This window comes from Pseudomonas silesiensis (assembly GCF_001661075.1).
In the GTDB taxonomy this organism is placed as follows: domain Bacteria; phylum Pseudomonadota; class Gammaproteobacteria; order Pseudomonadales; family Pseudomonadaceae; genus Aquipseudomonas; species Aquipseudomonas silesiensis.
Genome location: NZ_CP014870.1, coordinates 4,838,818 through 4,856,415 on the forward strand (window position 1 = coordinate 4,838,818; position 17,598 = coordinate 4,856,415).

The window sequence follows — 17,598 nt, forward strand, 5'->3', positions numbered from 1 at the left end:
TGCCGCCCACCAGACGCGCGGCAAATGCAGGTAACATGCGCGGCTTTGCTCCCAGACGGCCTGACCATGCCCGCGACATCGCGCTTTCCTTTTTTTGCTTATCTGTTTGCCTGCCTGCTGGGGCTTTTTGCCTTGGGTGGCTTCTGGTACGGCCTCGGCAAACCCGTGGTCCTGCCGGACGTGGCCAGCGCGACGCACAAGCTGCAATGTGCCTCCTACACCCCGTTCGACAAGGACCAATCGCCATTCGATGTGCCGTTCAACTTGCGCCCCGAACGCATGGACGCCGACCTTGCGTTGCTGGCCAAAAGTTTCGAATGCATTCGCACCTATTCCATGACCGGCCTCGAGGCCGTACCCGATCTGGCGCGCAAGCACGGCCTGAAGCTGATGATCGGCGCCTGGGTCAACAGCAACCCGGTGGACACCGCGAAGGAAGTCGACCTGCTGATCGCCTCGGCCAATGCCAACGCGGACGTGGTGACCTCGGTCATCGTTGGCAACGAGACCCTGTTGCGCAAGGAAATCACTGGCGCACAACTGGTGAAGCTGATTGACCGGGTCAAAAGCCAGGTCAAACAGCCTGTCACTTATGCCGACGTCTGGGAGTTCTGGCAAAAGCACCCGGAAGTTGCCCCGGCGGTAGACTTCATCACAATTCACTTGCTGCCGTACTGGGAGGATCACCCTTCGAACATCGACGTCGCCCTGTCCCAGGTGGCCTCCGTGCGTCAGTCTTTCGGCAGCATGTTCGCGCCCAAGGATGTGATGATTGGCGAAACCGGCTGGCCCAGCGAAGGCCGCCAACGTAAAACCGCCCTGCCGAGCCGGGTCAATGAAGCCAGGTTCATCCGCGGTTTTGTCATCATGGCCGAGCAACAAGGCTGGCATTACAACCTGATCGAAGCCTTCGACCAACCGTGGAAACGCGCCAGCGAAGGTGCGGTCGGCGGGTACTGGGGGTTGTTCGACGCCGATCGCCAGGACAAGGGCGTGCTGGCGGGTCCGGTGTCGAACGTACCGTACTGGTCGCAGTGGCTGGCGGTCGGCGGCTTGATCTTCCTCGGCACGCTGATCCTCGGCGGTCGTGTACGCAGCACCCGCGCGGCGCTGGTGCTGCCGCTACTCGGTGCGCTGGCTGCTTGCTCGATCGGCGCCTGGGGCGACCTGGCTCGCGTCACCACCCGTTTTGCCAGTGAGTGGTTATGGGTCGTTTTGCTAACGGCGTTGAATCTATTGGTGCTGGCTCATGCGGCACTGACCTTGAGCGCCCATACCGGCTGGCGTGAACGGGCATTCAACTTTCTGGAACGTCGTGCTGGCTGGTGGCTGGCAGCAGCAGGGTTCGCCGCGGCGGTGACGATGCTGGAACTGGTGTTCGACCCGCGTTATCGCAGCTTCCCGAGTGTTGCGTTCATCCTGCCGGCGCTGGTGTACCTGTGCCGCCCGGTGACCGTGTCGCGCCGGGAGATCGCCTTGCTGACCTTTATCATCGGTGCGGGGATTGCGCCGCAGTTGTATCAGGAAGGTTTGCAGAACCAGCAGGCATGGGGTTGGGCATTAGTGAGTGTGTTGATGGTGGCGGCGTTGTGGCGGTGTTTGCGAGTGAGCAAAGGCCAGCGCTGATCGAAAAAAACATCATCATTGCTGGAAAGACTTCCGCCTCTCGGTGGACCGAATAGTAGCGGCAACTTCTTTGTAGTCCTGGGGATACCTGGCGAAATAATTATTTTTCGCGTGTTCAAGAGCCGCTTCCGCATCAGCAACGCCACGCTCAGCAAAGACAAGCCGTCTAGAAGCTGATTGATTCACGATGTGCGAAGCGTCGAAATTCGGTATTTCTTTCAATGGCGGGGAAGCGGCAAAACGCTGCAGAACTGAGTAATTTTCTCGGGCAGTATTCAATGTTTCTTCCGCTTGCACTCTCACCGCAATGGCATGGCGCATCCTTCCCTGATCAATCGGGTTAAGCGCCTTCGGAACGGCTAAGTCTAGAGCGTCAATCTGGGGTGTATTCAGGCTCTCTAATTTTGAAGCCAGGCCTGCAGATTTTTTTGCGACAGGTTTACCAACTGCTTGGGCGGAAAAAGGCAGGTTACTTACGGCGTTCTTGGCGTTGCCAGATAAAGCCCTGCCCGCCGCGCGCTCTAGAAATCTGAAATAAGAAGAAAACAAGGGACTGTGCCCATTCGGATCCACACCATTAACTGGATCCCCCAAGCAATACGCATACGCGTTCACCCCACCCTTCCCAAACGGACTCAAACTGTCCGGGCTGTTGAATCGCATCAACACGGGGTTAAAAGCGCGATACCCATTCCCAAGCAAATAATGCCCGGTCACCGGATCCCGACGCTCGCCATCGAACCCCAGGAGACTGCCCAAGCCATTTTCAGGCGATCGATGACCATAGGGGGAATAAATAGGTTGTTGATGCTGATCGACCGCAACCGAATGCAAAACCGAACGTTGCAGATCAGTGGCTAACAGAGCTGAATCAACTCGACCGCCCTCACGCTGCTGCTGTGCCATAAGCTGCGATTCATGCTCAAACACCGAGTACTGCACTTGCCCCTGTATCTCAGTGGCCAAACGGTTCTTTCGATAAAAGCGCTGAACACTGCAGTGATTCAACGGCGCGCAATTCGCAATCCGATCCAGCGGGTCGTACCGATAGCGGCAGAGCAACGTTTCTCGCTGAACAGTCATGATGGTGCTCCGCTTCAAGGACTCTTATTGCTAGATTCGGAGTTATGAGACTGGTTGTCTACTATCAGAACTGATAGGTAGAAAGTGGGACGCCACTGTGCCAGAGGCAATCTTCGCCAGCTTTAAGGGCCTCATCGCGAGCAAGCTCGCTCCTACAGGGTTCTTCAGCAAATACAGAATTTGTGTACGACAAAAATCCCTGTGGGAGCTTGCTCGGGCGGCGTTCCGACGACGATCTATCAGGCGCCGCGAGACGCCCGGACCAGACGCAACGCCGCAATCACCACCGCAAAAACCGCCAACGTAGTGTTATACAACGCCAGCGCCGGCAGGCCGAACACCAACGCCAACACGGCCAACCACCACCCTGCCCGCCCCGGCAGTACAAAACCGATCATCGCAGCGGCCAATGCCGCCCAACCCAATACCTTGAAATGAATCATCAACCCAAGGTTCGAACGGACCTGGCACTCCCACCGGCCCGCTTCGTCCACACAGATGCCGACCCACTGCGCATCCTCCATGAAGCCATAACGGGCGCCATAACTGGCGGCCAGCCATAATGGCAGCAGAACAAGCAGCAGTATCACGGACAGACGGCGGGACATGAAACACTCCAATAAGCGAAAACGGCGGCCAGCTTAATCCCCCGGCAGCAGTTAGCAAGCGCACGACACAGATAACTGGTCATGGAACAGCTGCAAAGTGTATCGTCCAGCTACCATTGCTCCGAATCAGGCCTGATTGGTGCCGCTCCATGGCACTTTGACGCAAAACCCGTGGTCATAGCCTGCGAACTTCATTCGGCACCTTCCTCTAAGGGATCTAGTCATGCTCCGTTCCTTGCGCTTCGCCGCCCTGTTTGGCGGCATTATTTTGAGTGCGTCCGCACTGGCGGTCGATATCGACGCCGCCAGTTATGGCTACCCCTTGACCAACCCGTTCGAGGCGACCATTGCCACGACGCCGCCGGACCTGCGCCCGGAGCTGCCGCTTGACGATGACATCGATCAGTCGACTCGCAGCGTCACCTTGCGTCCGGAGCGCGAGTTCCAGCTGCCGGACAACTTCTGGCCGGTGAAGAAGCTCACTTACCGCATTGCCACCCAGAACAAAGCCGCGCCGCTGATCTTTCTGATCGCCGGTACCGGCGCGCGCTATGACAGCACCCACAACGAATACCTGAAGAAGCTTTACTACAAGGCCGGCTACCACGTGGTGCAATTGTCGTCGCCCACCAGCTTCGACTTCATGAGCGCTGCCTCACGCTTTGCCACGCCGGGCATCACCAAGGAAGACGCCGAAGACATGTACCGAGTGATGCAGGCCGTGCGGGCGCAGAACCCCAACGTCCCTGTCACCGACTACTACCTGACCGGCTACAGTCTGGGCGCACTGGACGCAGCATTCGTCGCCCACCTCGACGAAACCCGTCGCAGCTTCAATTTCAAGAAAGTCTTGCTGCTCAACCCGCCGGTCAACCTCTACACCTCGATCACCAATCTGGACAAGCTGGTCCAGACCGAGGTCAAGGGCATCAACAACTCCACCACCTTTTATGAATTGGTGCTGGACAAGCTCACCCGCTACTTCCAGCAAAAGGGCTACATCGACCTCAACGATGCCCTGCTCTACGACTTCCAGCAGTCCAAGCAGCACCTGAGCAACGAACAGATGGCCATGCTGATCGGCACGTCGTTCCGCTTCTCCGCGGCCGATATCGCCTTCACCTCGGACCTGATCAACCGTCGCGGCCTGATCACGCCGCCGAAATACCCGATCACCGAAGGCACCACCCTCACGCCGTTCCTCAAGCGCGCGCTGCAATGCGACTTCGATTGCTACATCACCGAACAGGTCATCCCGATGTGGCGTGCCCGAACCGATGGCGGCAGCCTGCTGCAACTGATCGACCAGGTCAGTTTGTATGCGCTGAAGGACTACCTGCGCGACAGCCCGAAAATCGCGGTCATGCACAACGCCGACGACGTGATCCTCGGCCCTGGCGACCTGGGTTTCCTGCGCAAGACCTTCGGCGATCGCTTGACTGTCTATCCACTGGGCGGCCATTGCGGCAACCTTAACTACCGCGTCAACAGCGACGCCATGCTGGAGTTTTTCCGTGGCTAAATACCCCCTGCTTATCGCCGCGTTACTCTGTGCAAGCGTCGCCAATGCCGACAACAGCAAAGCCAATGCACCGGTCGTGATCGACAGTGACGGTTTCAAGGAGCCGCTGAGCAAACTCAAATTCAACCCGGGGCTGGATCAGCGCGAGTTCGAGCGTTCGACGCTCAACGCGCTGAACGTCTACGACCCGCTGGAGGAGTGGAACCGCCGCGTCTACCACTTCAACTACCGTTTCGACCAATGGGTGTTCCTGCCCGTGGTGGACGGTTATCGCTACATCACCCCGAGTTTCCTGCGCACCGGCGTCAGCAATTTCTTCAACAACCTCGGTGATGTGCCGAACCTGTTGAACAGCCTGCTGCAGTTCAAGGGCAAGCGCTCGATGGAAACCTCTGCGCGCCTGCTGCTCAACACCACCGTCGGCATCGCCGGCCTGTGGGACCCGGCCACGGCCATGGGCTTGCCGCGCCAGAACGAAGACTTCGGTCAGACCCTGGGTTTCTATGGAGTACCGAGTGGCGCCTACTTCGTGTTGCCGATCCTCGGTCCTTCGAACATCCGCGACACCGGCGGCCTGGCCGTGGACTTCACCGCCGAGAACGCGATCAACTTTCTGAACGTCGCGCAAGTCAGCGCCAGCCATCCCGAGGTCTGGCTGCTGCGCAGCGTCGACAAGCGCTATCAGACCGGCTTCCGCTATGGCCAGCTGAATACGCCGTTCGAGTACGAGAAGGTGCGTTACGTGTACACCGAATCGCGCAAGCTGCAGATCGCCGAGTAACTCCATCGGCTACAAAAAAAGGCCATTCGATGCAGATCGAATGGCCTTTTTGCTGAGGTGTCCCAAACACCACAAAACCACTGTGGGAGCGAGCTTGCTCGCGATAGGGCAGTGTCAGTCGCCATATATGTTGACTGACCCACCGCTATCGCGAGCAAGCTCGCTCCCACAGTTGAACAGTGTCAGGCTTCAGCTTTTCACTGTTTTCCAGATCTTGCTGACGATCATCACCCCCGCCAACACCACCGCACCCGCCACAATCCCCGCCACCGCATTCAGCAACGTCGGCACGATAAACCCGGCACCACCCGCCCCAGCGCTGACGTTTTCAATCCAGTGATGAACCACCGGCACGCCATGGGTCAGAATGCCGCCGCCCACCAGGAACATCGCCGCCGTGCCGATCACCGACAGGCTCTTCATCATGTACGGCGCCGCACGCAGAATCCCGCCGCCGATGCTTTTGGCCATCTGCCCGGGTTTCTGCGTCAGCCACAAACCGAGGTCGTCGAGCTTGACGATACCGGCCACCAGGCCATAGACGCCGATGGTCATGACGATGGCAATGCCCGACAGCACGATGACCTGCTGGGTCAGCGACGCGGCCGCCACGGTGCCCAGGGTGATGGCGATGATTTCCGCCGACAGAATGAAGTCGGTGCGAATCGCGCCCTTGATCTTGTCTTTCTCGAACGCCACCAGGTCGATTGCCGGATCGGCGACCGCTTCGACCAGCTCTGCATGCTCGGCTTGATCCTCGGCCTTGCTGTGCAGGAACTTGTGGGCGAGTTTCTCGAACCCTTCGAAACACAGGTAGGCGCCGCCGACCATCAACAACGGCGTGACCAGCCACGGAATGAATGCACTGATCGCCAGGGCCGACGGCACCAGGATCAGCTTGTTGATGAACGAGCCCTTGGCCACCGCCCATACCACCGGGATTTCCCGCTCGGCGCGTACGCCGCTGACCTGCTGGGCGTTGAGCGCCAGATCGTCACCGAGTACGCCGGCAGTCTTCTTCGCTGCCATCTTGGTCATCAACGCCACGTCGTCGAGCACCGCGGCAATGTCGTCGATCAGCAACAGTAAACTGCTTCCTGCCATGAATCAGGTTTCCTTCTTGAATGAATGCTGCGCAGCATAGCGCGGCTCAACCGGCTGCGGGGCATTCTTGAGCGTCGCGCGAGGCCGGTGCTACCATGCGCAACCGCCAGTACAGGCAAGGAACCACCTGGTTTATGAGCACTATCCGCGAGCGCAACAAAGAACTGATCCTGCGTGCCGCCAGTGAAGAATTTGCCGACAAGGGCTTCGCTGCGACCAAAACCAGTGACATCGCAGCCAAGGCGGGATTGCCCAAGCCCAACGTCTACTACTACTTCAAATCCAAGGAAAACCTCTACCGCGAGGTCCTGGAAAGCATCATCGAACCGATCCTGCAGGCTTCGACGCCGTTCAATGCCGACGGCGTGCCCAGTGAAGTGCTGAGCGGCTACATCCGTTCGAAGATCCGCATTTCCCGCGACCTGCCCTTCGCCTCCAAGGTGTTCGCCAGCGAAATCATGCACGGCGCCCCGCACCTGAGTCCCGACCTGGTCGACCAACTCAACGGCCAGGCCAAGCACAACATCGACTGCATCCAGACCTGGATCGACCGCGGCCAGATCGCCCCCATCGACCCCAACCACCTGATGTTCAGCATCTGGGCCGCGACCCAGACTTATGCCGACTTTGACTGGCAGATCACGGCCATTACCGGCAAGACCAAGCTGGATGACGCGGATTACGAAGCGGCGGCGCGGACGATTATTCGGTTGGTGTTGAAGGGGTGTGAGCCGGATTGATACACCGCAGTGCGGCCATCGCTGGCAAGCCAGCTCCCACAGGCTTCTCAGTTGAATTCAAATTCTGTGAACGACACAAATCTCTGTGGGAGCGGGCTTGCCAGCGATGAAGGCGACTCGGTACCGGCTCAAACCCAGATGGCATCCCAAAGCGGATAATCACCAAGCTTTTCAACAAGCCCGGCCCGCAATGGGTTTGCCACGACATACCGGGCCAATTTCACCAAGTCTTCCTCTCGCCTCAACGCCCGGTCGTGATAACCCTGCTGCCACAGCGGCCCACCTCTACTACTCGAAACATTTACCTCCCTCGTAATCAGGGATTTAGTCTGGCGCATCAGCTTTCTGAGCGAACAATTTTCCAATTCGACCAGCCAATGAAAATGGTCGGGCATGACGACCCAAGCCAATGATTTTGCCAATCCGAGATCTTGTGCTCGACGAAATTGATGAACCACCAATCTGCCCAAAGCGAAGTTGGCAAAAATCGGCTCGCGATCCAGAGTGTTGGTGGTCAGCAAATAGATTCGATTGGGTTCGGCATAACGGCCCGTTCTCAGGCGATGTGAAGCGGGTAAATCAGGCATTCCTTTGCCTCTTTCATGATGGGTTCATGAAAGGCTAGACCTGGAATGCTGGGTGGTGATGCAAACTTTTAGCTGGATGTGTCTGGTAGATAGCCATCGCGGGCAAGCCCGCTCCCACAAGGATCGATGGTCTTCACACATTTTGTGTCCACCTGCAGGATCCTGTGGGAGCGGGCTTGCTCGCGAAAGCGGTAGATCAAACTACAAAGATGTCAGGCACTCACCCCCGCATCCGCCCGCAACCCCAACGCCTCGATCGCACTGATCGCGCACTGTTCATCCACATCCGACAAATCCCCGCTGATCCCTACCGCCCCCAACACATTCCCGTCCTGATCGCGAATCAACACCCCACCCGGCGCCGGCACGACACTGCCCTGCCCCAAGCTGTTCAAGGCCGCGATAAACGCCGGGCGTTGTTGGGCGTCCAGCGCCAGCAGGCGTGAGCCTTTGCCCAGCGCAATGGCGCCCCAGGCTTTGCCGATGGCGATCTGCGGGCGCAGCAGGCTGGCGCCGTCTTCGCGTTGCAGGGAGACCAGGTGCCCGCCGGCATCCAGTACAGCGATGGTCAATGGGGCTGCGGCAATTGCACGCCCGGCGGCGATCGCCTGAGTGGTCAGGTTGACTGCGACTTTCAAGGTTAAAGCGCTCATGGTGCTGTCCTCATTTTGTTATAGGGAAAGCCATTGGACTGCTTTTCGTTTCGCAGTCCGATGCGACAAATAGAACACAAAGAGTTATTTTTTTGTATACAATAATTATCGAAAAGCGCCACATGCGACGAAAAGCCACAGCAGGCAGGGCTTCCGACGAATGAAACAGCTGCTTGAGAAAATGAATTGACCTGCGCCGTCCGCCGTGAATACACTCTGCGCAAAGCCACTTGTATACAATTACAAAACGTAAGAGGCACAAAACCATGAGCAAAATGAGAGCAATCGAAGCCGCCGTTCTGGTGATGCGCCGCGAAGGGGTTGATACCGCTTTTGGCATCCCCGGCGCCGCGATCAACCCGCTGTACTCCGCCTTGCAGAAGGTCGGTGGCATCGATCACGTCCTCGCTCGCCACGTCGAAGGTGCCTCGCACATGGCCGAGGGCTACACCCGCACCAAGGCCGGCAACATCGGCGTGTGCATCGGCACTTCCGGCCCTGCCGGGACCGACATGGTCACCGGGCTCTACAGCGCCTCGGCCGACTCGATCCCGATCCTGTGCATCACCGGGCAAGCACCCCGCGCCCGTATGCACAAGGAAGACTTCCAGGCGGTCGACATCACCGCCATCGTCAAGCCGGTGACCAAGTGGGCAACCACCGTCATGGAGCCGGGCCAGGTGCCGTACGCATTCCAGAAAGCGTTTTACGAAATGCGCTCCGGTCGTCCAGGTCCAGTACTGATCGACTTGCCGTTCGACGTGCAGATGGCCGAAATCGAATTCGACATCGACGCCTACGAACCGCTGCCGCTGGCCAAGCCCACCGCCAACCGCGTGCAGATCGAGAAGGCCCTGGCCATGCTCGATCAGGCCGAGCGCCCATTGCTGGTCGCCGGTGGCGGCATCATCAATGCCGATGCCAGCGAGTTGCTGGTGGAGTTCGCCGAGCTGACCGGGATTCCCGTCATTCCTACCCTGATGGGCTGGGGCACCATCCCGGACGATCACCCGCTGATGGTCGGCATGGTCGGCCTGCAGACTTCGCACCGTTACGGCAACGCCACGCTGCTGAAGTCGGACGTGGTGCTGGGCGTCGGTAACCGTTGGGCCAACCGTCACACCGGTTCGATCGACGTGTACACCGAAGGCCGCAAGTTCATCCACGTTGACATCGAGCCGACGCAAATCGGCCGCGTGTTCAACCCGGACCTGGGCATCGTTTCCGACGCCGCGGCCGCATTGACCGTGTTCATCGAAGTCGCTCGCGAATGGCAAGCCGCCGGCAAGCTGAAAAACCGCAGCGCCTGGCTGCAGGACTGCCAGCAGCGCAAGGCCAGCCTGCAGCGCAAGACTCACTTCGACAACGTGCCGGTCAAGCCACAGCGTGTTTATGAAGAAATGAACCAGGTGTTCGGCAAAGACACCTGCTACGTCAGCACCATCGGTCTGTCGCAGATTGCCGGCGCGCAGTTCCTGCACGTGTACAAGCCGCGCCACTGGATCAACTGCGGTCAGGCAGGCCCTCTGGGCTGGACCATTCCGGCAGCGCTGGGCGTGGTCAAGGCCGACCCGACCCGCAAGGTCGTGGCACTGTCGGGCGACTATGATTTCCAGTTCATGATCGAAGAACTGGCGGTGGGTGCGCAATTCAAGCTGCCGTACATCCACGTTGTGGTGAACAATTCCTACCTGGGGCTGATCCGTCAAGCCCAGCGCGGTTTCGACATGGACTACTGCGTGCAGCTGTCCTTCGATAACCTGAACGCTCCGGAGCTCAACGGTTACGGGGTCGATCACGTCGCGGTGGCCGAAGGCCTCGGCTGCAAGGCACTGCGCGTGTTCGAACCGGCTCAGATCCAGCCTGCCCTGCGCAGGGCCCAGGAACTGATCGAAGAGTTCAAGGTGCCGGTGATCGTCGAGATTATTCTGGAGCGCGTGACCAACATTTCCATGGGCACCGAGATCAACGCCGTCAACGAATTCGAAGACCTGGCGCTGGTCGGCAACGATGCGCCGACGGCGATTTCGTTGCTTGATTAACTGCTGATCGCTCCCTCCTGTAGGAGCGGGGCTTGCCCGCGAAGGCGTCGTACCATTCAACATTGATGTCGACTGACACGACGCCTTCGCGGGCAAGCCTCGCTCCTACAGGGGGACCTCACAAATTCAAGGGAGACCACCATGCCGCGTTTCGCAGCCAACCTGTCCATGCTGTTCACCGAACAGGATTTTCTTGCCCGTTTCGACGCGGCCGCCAAGGCCGGCTTCAGTGGCGTCGAATACCTGTTCCCCTACGACTTCAATTCCGCCGAGATCAAGGCCAGGCTCGACGCCAACGGCCTGACCCAGGTGCTGTTCAACCTGCCGGCCGGTGACTGGGCCAAGGGTGAGCGCGGTATCGCCTGCCTGCCGGACCGGGTCGAAGAGTTCCGCGCCGGCGTCGATCTGGCCATCGCCTACGCCAAAGTCCTGGGCAACACCCAGGTCAACTGCCTGGCGGGTATCCGTCCACAAGGCGTCGATGAGGCCACTGTGGAAAAAACCTTCGTCGCCAACCTCAAGTACGCGGCCGACAAGCTGCAGGCGGCGGGCATCAAACTGGTGATGGAAGCGATCAACACCCGCGACATCCCCGGTTTCTACCTGAACAACACGGCGCAAGCCCTGTCGATTCGCGAGCAGGTCGGCAGCGCCAACCTGTTCCTGCAATACGACATCTACCACATGCAAATCATGGAGGGCGACCTGGCCCGCACCATGGCCGCGCACCTGGGCGAGATCAACCACATCCAGTTGGCCGACAACCCCGGGCGCAACGAACCGGGCACCGGTGAAATCAACTACCGCTTCCTGTTCGAACACCTGGACCGTATTGGTTATCAAGGTTGGATCGGCTGTGAATACAAGCCGCTGACCACCACCGAAGCGGGTCTGGGCTGGCTCAAAACCCATAACGCAATTTGATCTGACACCGCGTCATCGTTTTTCGCGGGCAAGTCGGATCGCCGCACCGCTCGCTCCTACGGGAGGATTGTCTGTAGGAGCGAGGCTTGCCCGCGAAGGCGTTCTCGCGGCCTCCCCACGAATTTTGCGAACAAAGCAATAAAAACAAGAGGAATTTCTCATGGCTAAAATCGGATTTATCGGCACCGGCATCATGGGCCACCCAATGGCGTTGAACCTGCAGAAAGCCGGTCACAGCCTGTTCCTGTCGGCGCACCACGACGCCGCCCCGGCCGACCTGATCGCCGCTGGCGCCGTCGCCCTGGCCAACCCGAAAGAAGTCGCCCAGGAAGCCGAATTCATCATCGTCATGGTCCCGGATACTCCGCAGGTCGATGACGTGCTGTTCCGCGCCGACGGCGTTGCAGCCGGTGTGGGCAAAGGCAAAGTCGTGATCGACATGAGCTCGATCTCGCCGACCGCCACCAAGGCTTTCGCTGCGAAAATCAACGAAAAAGGCGCGCAGTACCTCGACGCGCCAGTGTCCGGCGGTGAAGTCGGCGCCAAGGCCGCGACCCTGAGCATCATGGTCGGCGGCGATGCCGATGCCTTCGAACGCGTCTTGCCGCTGTTCCAGGCCATGGGCAAGAACATCACCCTGGTCGGTGGCAACGGCGACGGTCAGACCGCCAAAGTGGCGAACCAGATCATCGTGGCGTTGAACATCCAGGCCGTGGCCGAAGCCCTGCTGTTCGCCTCGAAGAACGGTGCCGATCCAGCCAAGGTCCGCGAAGCGCTGATGGGCGGTTTCGCCTCGTCGAAGATCCTCGAAGTCCACGGCGAGCGCATGATCAAAGGCACCTTCGACCCGGGCTTCCGCATCAGCCTGCACCAGAAGGACCTCAACCTGGCCCTGGCCGGTGCGCGCGAACTGGGGATCAACCTGCCGAACACCGCCAACACCCAGCAAGTGTTCAGCACCTGCGCGGCCATCGGTGGCAGCAACTGGGACCACTCGGCACTGATCAAGGGTCTGGAACACATGGCGAATTTCTCGATTCGCGATAAATAGTCCCACCCGCTCCCTGTAGGAGCGAGGCTTGCCCGCGAAGGGATCGCCTCGGTGCAGCAGAAACAATGAGGTGTCCGGTTCGCGGGCAAGTCGGATCGCCGCACCGCTCGCTCCTACAACGGGTAAGCAGTCTTCCCAATAACAAGAATTCCGGGAGCCCGCCATGTCGGTCGATCCGCAACAATTGCTGCGCGAGCTGTTTGCCACAGCCATCGACGCCGCCCATCCACAGCAAGTCCTCGAAGCCCATTTGCCCACTGACCGCAGCGGTCGGGTGATTGTCATCGGCGCCGGCAAAGCCGCGGCGGCCATGGCCCGGGTGGTCGAGCGTTGCTGGCAGGGTGAAGTGAGCGGTCTGGTGGTGACCCGTTACGGCCACGGCGCCCCGTGCGAAAAAATCGAAGTGGTCGAAGCCGCGCATCCGGTACCTGATGCCGCCGGCCTGGCAGTCGCCAAACGCGTGCTCGAACTGGTCAGCAACCTGACTGAAGAAGACCGGGTGATCTTTCTGCTCTCCGGCGGCGGCTCGGCATTGCTGGCCCTGCCCGCTGCCGGTATCACCCTGGCTGACAAGCAATCGATCAACAAAGCCCTGCTCAAATCCGGCGCCACCATTGGCGAGATGAACTGCGTGCGCAAGCACCTCTCGGCGATCAAGGGTGGCCGTCTTGGCAAAGCCTGCTGGCCCGCCACTGTTTATACCTACGCGATTTCCGATGTACCGGGCGACCTTGCCACGGTCATCGCTTCCGGCCCTACCGTGGCCGACCCGAGCACCTCCACCGAAGCGTTGGCGATCCTCAAGCGCTACGGCATCGAGGTGCCTGCGTCGGTGCGCAACTGGCTGCAAAGCCCGGAGTCGGAAACGGTCAAACCTGGCGATCCGAGCCTGGCGCGCAGTCATTTCCAGTTGATCGCCCGCCCCCAGCAATCACTTGAAGCCGCCGCGGTGATAGCCCGTCAGGCCGGTTTCAGTCCGCTGATCCTTGGTGACCTGGAAGGCGAAGCCAGGGAAGTGGCCAAGGTTCACGCCGGCATCGCCCGTCAGATCGTGCTGCATGGTCAGCCATTGGCGGCACCCTGCGTGATCCTCTCTGGCGGTGAAACCACCGTAACAGTGCGCGGTAACGGCCGTGGCGGACGCAACGCCGAGTTCCTGCTGAGCCTGACCGACAGCCTCAAAGGCCTGCCCGGCGTTTACGCCCTGGCCGGTGACACCGATGGCATCGACGGCTCCGAAGACAACGCCGGCGCGCTCATGACCCCGGACAGCTACGCCCGCGCCGCCGCTCTCGGCCTGAGCGCCAGCGACGAGCTGGACAACAACAATGGCTATGGCTATTTCGAGGCGCTGGACGCCCTGATCGTCACCGAGCCGACCCGCACCAACGTCAATGACTTCCGCGCCATCCTGATTCTCGAGAGCACAAAAAATGACGCCTGACAAAAAGGTCAAAATCCTCGCCACCCTCGGTCCTGCCACCACCGGGATCGACGGCATCCGTGAGTTGGTGCAGGCCGGGGTCAACATCTTCCGCCTGAATTTCAGCCACGGCGATCATGCCGACCATGCCCAGCGCTACCAGTGGATTCGTGAAGTCGAGCGCCAGCTGAATTATCCGCTGGGCATTCTGATGGACCTGCAAGGTCCGAAACTGCGGGTCGGCAAGTTCGCCGACGGCAAGGTGCAACTGCATCGCGGCCAGGCGTTGCGCCTGGACCTGGACCCGACGCCGGGGGATCAGCGCCGGGTCAACCTGCCGCACCCGGAAATCATCGCTGCGCTGGAGCCGGGCATGGACCTGCTGCTCGATGACGGCAAACTGCGGCTGCGTGTGGTCACTAAATACACCGATGCCATCGACACCACCGTGCTTAATGGCGGCGAATTGTCGGACCGCAAAGGAGTGAACGTGCCGCAAGCGGTGCTCGAGCTGAGCCCGCTGACCACCAAGGATCGTCGCGACCTGAGCTTCGGCCTGGAACTGGGTGTGGACTGGGTGTGGACTGGGTGGCGCTGTCGTTCGTACAGCGTCCGGAAGACATTCGCGAAGCTCGCGAGCTGATCGGTGATAAAGCGTTTTTGATGGCCAAGATCGAGAAGCCGTCGGCGGTGACTCAGTTGCGTGAAATCGCCGAATTGAGTGACGCAATCATGGTCGCCCGCGGTGACCTGGGCGTGGAAGTGCCGGCCGAAAGCGTGCCGCAGATTCAGAAAAATATCATCGGCATCTGTCGCCAGCTGGGTAAACCGGTGGTGGTGGCGACGCAGATGCTGGAGTCGATGCGCTTCTCTCCTGCGCCAACCCGCGCCGAGGTGACCGACGTTGCCAACGCGGTGGCCGAAGGCGCAGACGCGGTGATGCTGTCGGCGGAAACCGCGTCCGGCGAATACCCGCTCGAAGCAGTGCAGATGATGAGCAAGATCATCCGCCAGGTGGAAAACGGCCCGGATTATCAGGCGCAACTCGACGTCAGCCGACCGAAGGCGGAGGCCACTGTATCCGACGCCATCAGCTGTGCGATCCGCCGCATCAGCAACGTGCTGCCGGTGGCGGTGCTGGTGAATTACAGCGAGTCGGGTACTTCGAGTCTGCGGGCGGCGCGGGAACGGCCGACGGTGCCGATCCTCAACCTGACGCCGAACCGGCAGACCGCGCGGCGATTGACCGTGGCGTGGGGCGTGCACTCGGTGGTCAATGATCGGCTGCGGCAGGTGGATGAAGTGTGCTCGACGGCGCTGGAGATTGCGCAGGCGCAGGGCATGGCTCAGCGCGGGGATACGTTATTGATCACCGCGGGTGTGCCGTTCGGGCAGCCGGGGTCGACTAATTCATTGCGTATCGAGACATTGATTTAGCATCTGCACCGGCCCCTTCGCGGGCAAGCCAGCTCCTGTAGGAGCGAGGCTTGCCCGCGAAGAACGATTACACGGTTCCCCTGACATACAAAAAAAATGCCTGCCCACCACTTCAACACCCACTGCCCCGACTGGGCCACAGCCCTGCTCAACGGCTTCAGCCAGATCTTCCTCCAGCGTCACCCGCTGTGCGGCCTGCTGTGCCTGTTGGCGATTCTTCTCACCGCGCCCTCCCTGCTCGGCGGTGCGCTGCTGGGCGGCGTCGCCGGATTGCTCACCGCCCAACGTCGCGGCTACGCCAAGGCCGATCGCCAGGCCGGGCTGTTCTGTTACAACGGTGTTTTGCTCGGCTTGCTGCTGAGCCTTTGTTTCCCCTGGTCCGCCATGTTGCCGCCACTGATCATCGCCGCCGGCGGCCTGAGTGCAATGCTTACCCAACAATGGCTCAACCGCGCCCGCGATCACCGTTGCCTGCCCGCCTACACTGCGCCCTTTGTCGGAATCAGTTGGTTGCTACTCTCCTTTGCCGCCCCGGCCCAACCCGCACCGCTGATCGAACTGAACACGCTCAACCTGCTCGCAGCGTCGTTGAAAGGGCTCGGCCAAGTCATGTTTCTGGGTCATCCGTTGGCCGGTGCGCTGATAGCCGCGGGTCTGCTGATCGCTGATCGTCGGGCCTTTTTCTGGGCTTTGCTTGGCTCGACTGCCGGTCTTGGATTCGCTCTGTTGCATCACGAAACTTCAAACGCGCTGCTGGGTTTGAACAGCTACAACCCGGTGCTCGCCGCCCTCGCCTTCAGTCAGGTTCGCCGCCAACCCTGGCTGCCCTTGCTGGGGATTGTCCTGGCAATACTGCTCACCCCAGGCTTCGCCGCACTCGGGCTGGCCACCTTGACCGCGCCTTTCATCCTTGCCTGCTGGCTGATCCGGGCGGGCATGCGTGTGCTGCGCCAGGCTGCCGAGGACAGTGCGCCTTGCGCAACCACCGGGAATCACCCTAGGCTTCGCTGAATTCCGGTTCAGGCGTTTCCCATGGACAGCAGCAAAAACTGGCGTGATGAGCTTTACGTCATGATTTTCCAGAGCGACACCAAGGCTGGGCGGCGCTTCGACGGCATTCTGCTGTTGATCATCCTTGCCAGCCTGGTGATCGTGATGCTCGACAGCATCGACACGATCCATCAGAACTACGCCAATGTGCTGGCGTATATCGAATGGGGCTTCACGGTCATCTTCGTCATCGAATACGGTCTTCGCCTGTATTGCTCGCCCAAGCCGCTGCGCTATGCGTTCAGCTTCTACGGGCTGGTGGATTTGCTGGCGATCGTGCCCGGCATCCTGGCGCTGTATTACAGCGACGCGCAGTACTTGCTGATTATCCGGATCATCCGGATGCTGCGAATTTTCCGCGTGCTCAAGCTCAGCCCGTATCTGAAGCAAGCCAATTACCTGATGTCGGCGTTGCGCGGCAGCAAGCAGAAGATCGTGGTGTTTCTGGTCAGCGTCTGCACGCTGGTCACGGTGTTCGGCACGCTGATGTATGTGATCGAAGGCCCGGAACACGGGTTCACCAGCATTCCCAAAGGCATCTATTGGGCTATCGTGACGCTGACCACCGTAGGCTTCGGCGACATCGTGCCCAAGACGCCATTGGGCCAGGTGATTTCGTCATTGGTGATGATCACCGGCTACTCGATCATCGCGGTGCCCACCGGGATTTTCACTGCCGAACTGGCGAACGCGATGCGCGGTGAGCAGCAGCAGACCGATTGTCCGGTGTGCAAGAAAAACAGCCACGAACAGGGTGCGGCATTCTGCTCGCGTTGCGGCAATGCGTTGTTTAAGAAACTGGAATAAGCAAAGCACCTTTTAATCTTTAAAGGACTATGTGCGTCCGGCTATAGTCGCTGGCAAAACGGTGGCAACACCTCTTTTAATGACTGAAAAAACCCTGTAGGAGCGAGGCTTGCCCGCGAAGGGATCGCCTCGGTGCAGCAGAAACACCGAGGTGCCTGGT

Annotated in this window: 15 protein-coding genes and 1 pseudogene; 11 read left to right on the plus strand and 5 right to left on the minus strand. The window is 59.9% G+C overall.

Annotated features, from left to right (window positions below; genetic code table 11):
* Positions 1 to 24: 24 nt before the first annotated feature.
* Positions 25 to 1,626, plus strand: coding sequence for a glycoside hydrolase family 17 protein (locus PMA3_RS21305; RefSeq protein ID WP_064679040.1), 1,602 nt, complete (start codon positions 25 to 27; stop codon positions 1,624 to 1,626).
* A 15-nt stretch (positions 1,627 to 1,641) separates the two neighbouring features.
* Here the strand turns inward: PMA3_RS21305 and PMA3_RS21310 are convergent, their stop codons facing one another.
* Together PMA3_RS21310 and PMA3_RS21315 are read right to left on the minus strand one after the other, a co-directional pair.
* Complete coding sequence (locus PMA3_RS21310; protein ID WP_064679041.1) at positions 1,642 to 2,709, minus strand: RHS repeat-associated core domain-containing protein; 1,068 nt, start codon at positions 2,707 to 2,709, stop codon at positions 1,642 to 1,644.
* A 239-nt stretch (positions 2,710 to 2,948) separates the two neighbouring features.
* The gene (locus tag PMA3_RS21315) at positions 2,949 to 3,317 is read right to left on the minus strand and encodes a hypothetical protein (protein ID WP_064679042.1); all 369 of its coding nucleotides are present in this window, start codon (positions 3,315 to 3,317) and stop codon (positions 2,949 to 2,951) included.
* Between the two features lie 223 nt (positions 3,318 to 3,540).
* Between PMA3_RS21315 and PMA3_RS21320 the strand changes: the two genes are divergently transcribed.
* Complete coding sequence (locus PMA3_RS21320) at positions 3,541 to 4,839, plus strand: hypothetical protein (RefSeq protein ID WP_064679043.1); 1,299 nt, start codon at positions 3,541 to 3,543, stop codon at positions 4,837 to 4,839.
* Positions 4,832 to 5,620, plus strand: coding sequence for an MlaA family lipoprotein (locus PMA3_RS21325; protein ID WP_064679044.1), 789 nt, complete (start codon positions 4,832 to 4,834; stop codon positions 5,618 to 5,620). The genes PMA3_RS21320 and PMA3_RS21325 overlap by 8 nt, the downstream gene beginning before the upstream one ends.
* A 189-nt stretch (positions 5,621 to 5,809) precedes the next feature.
* Here PMA3_RS21325 and PMA3_RS21330 read toward each other — a convergent pair whose 3' ends face one another.
* Entirely contained in the window at positions 5,810 to 6,724 is a 915-nt protein-coding gene (locus PMA3_RS21330; protein ID WP_064679045.1) for a DUF808 domain-containing protein, read from the minus strand.
* Between the two features lie 134 nt (positions 6,725 to 6,858).
* Here PMA3_RS21330 and PMA3_RS21335 point away from each other — a divergent pair, with 134 nt between their 5' ends.
* Positions 6,859 to 7,464, plus strand: coding sequence for a TetR/AcrR family transcriptional regulator (locus tag PMA3_RS21335; protein WP_064679046.1), 606 nt, complete (start codon positions 6,859 to 6,861; stop codon positions 7,462 to 7,464).
* A 128-nt stretch (positions 7,465 to 7,592) separates the two neighbouring features.
* Here PMA3_RS21335 and PMA3_RS21340 read toward each other — a convergent pair whose 3' ends face one another.
* Both PMA3_RS21340 and PMA3_RS21345 read right to left on the minus strand, forming a co-directional pair.
* The gene (locus PMA3_RS21340; RefSeq protein WP_064679047.1) at positions 7,593 to 8,051 is read right to left on the minus strand and encodes an REP-associated tyrosine transposase; all 459 of its coding nucleotides are present in this window, start codon (positions 8,049 to 8,051) and stop codon (positions 7,593 to 7,595) included.
* A gap of 212 nt (positions 8,052 to 8,263) precedes the next feature.
* Positions 8,264 to 8,704 (minus strand): GlcG/HbpS family heme-binding protein, encoded by a 441-nt coding sequence (locus tag PMA3_RS21345; protein ID WP_064679048.1) that lies wholly within the window; start codon positions 8,702 to 8,704, stop codon positions 8,264 to 8,266.
* Between the two features lie 266 nt (positions 8,705 to 8,970).
* On the opposite strand from PMA3_RS21345, the gene gcl reads away from it, so the two are divergent.
* The 7 genes and pseudogenes from gcl (at position 8,971) to PMA3_RS21380 (ending at position 17,438) form a co-directional block, all read left to right on the plus strand.
* Positions 8,971 to 10,746, plus strand: a complete 1,776-nt coding sequence (gene gcl / locus PMA3_RS21350) for a glyoxylate carboligase (protein ID WP_064679049.1) — start codon at positions 8,971 to 8,973, stop codon at positions 10,744 to 10,746.
* A gap of 141 nt (positions 10,747 to 10,887) precedes the next feature.
* On the plus strand, positions 10,888 to 11,670 hold the full coding sequence (gene hyi, locus PMA3_RS21355; RefSeq protein ID WP_064679050.1) for a hydroxypyruvate isomerase: 783 nt from the start codon (positions 10,888 to 10,890) through the stop codon (positions 11,668 to 11,670).
* 160 nt (positions 11,671 to 11,830) lie between these two features.
* Positions 11,831 to 12,721, plus strand: coding sequence for a 2-hydroxy-3-oxopropionate reductase (locus PMA3_RS21360; protein WP_064679051.1), 891 nt, complete (start codon positions 11,831 to 11,833; stop codon positions 12,719 to 12,721).
* Between the two features lie 163 nt (positions 12,722 to 12,884).
* Entirely contained in the window at positions 12,885 to 14,165 is a 1,281-nt protein-coding gene (locus tag PMA3_RS21365) for a glycerate kinase type-2 family protein (protein WP_064679052.1), read from the plus strand.
* Positions 14,155 to 15,581, plus strand: a pseudogene (pyk, locus tag PMA3_RS21370) (pyruvate kinase). Before PMA3_RS21365 ends, pyk begins: the two are co-directional and overlap by 11 nt.
* Positions 15,582 to 15,677: 96 nt before the next feature.
* Positions 15,678 to 16,592, plus strand: a complete 915-nt coding sequence (locus tag PMA3_RS21375) for an urea transporter (protein WP_064679053.1) — start codon at positions 15,678 to 15,680, stop codon at positions 16,590 to 16,592.
* A gap of 21 nt (positions 16,593 to 16,613) precedes the next feature.
* Positions 16,614 to 17,438 (plus strand): ion transporter, encoded by an 825-nt coding sequence (locus PMA3_RS21380; RefSeq protein WP_064679054.1) that lies wholly within the window; start codon positions 16,614 to 16,616, stop codon positions 17,436 to 17,438.
* The last annotated feature ends 160 nt before the right edge of the window (positions 17,439 to 17,598 follow it).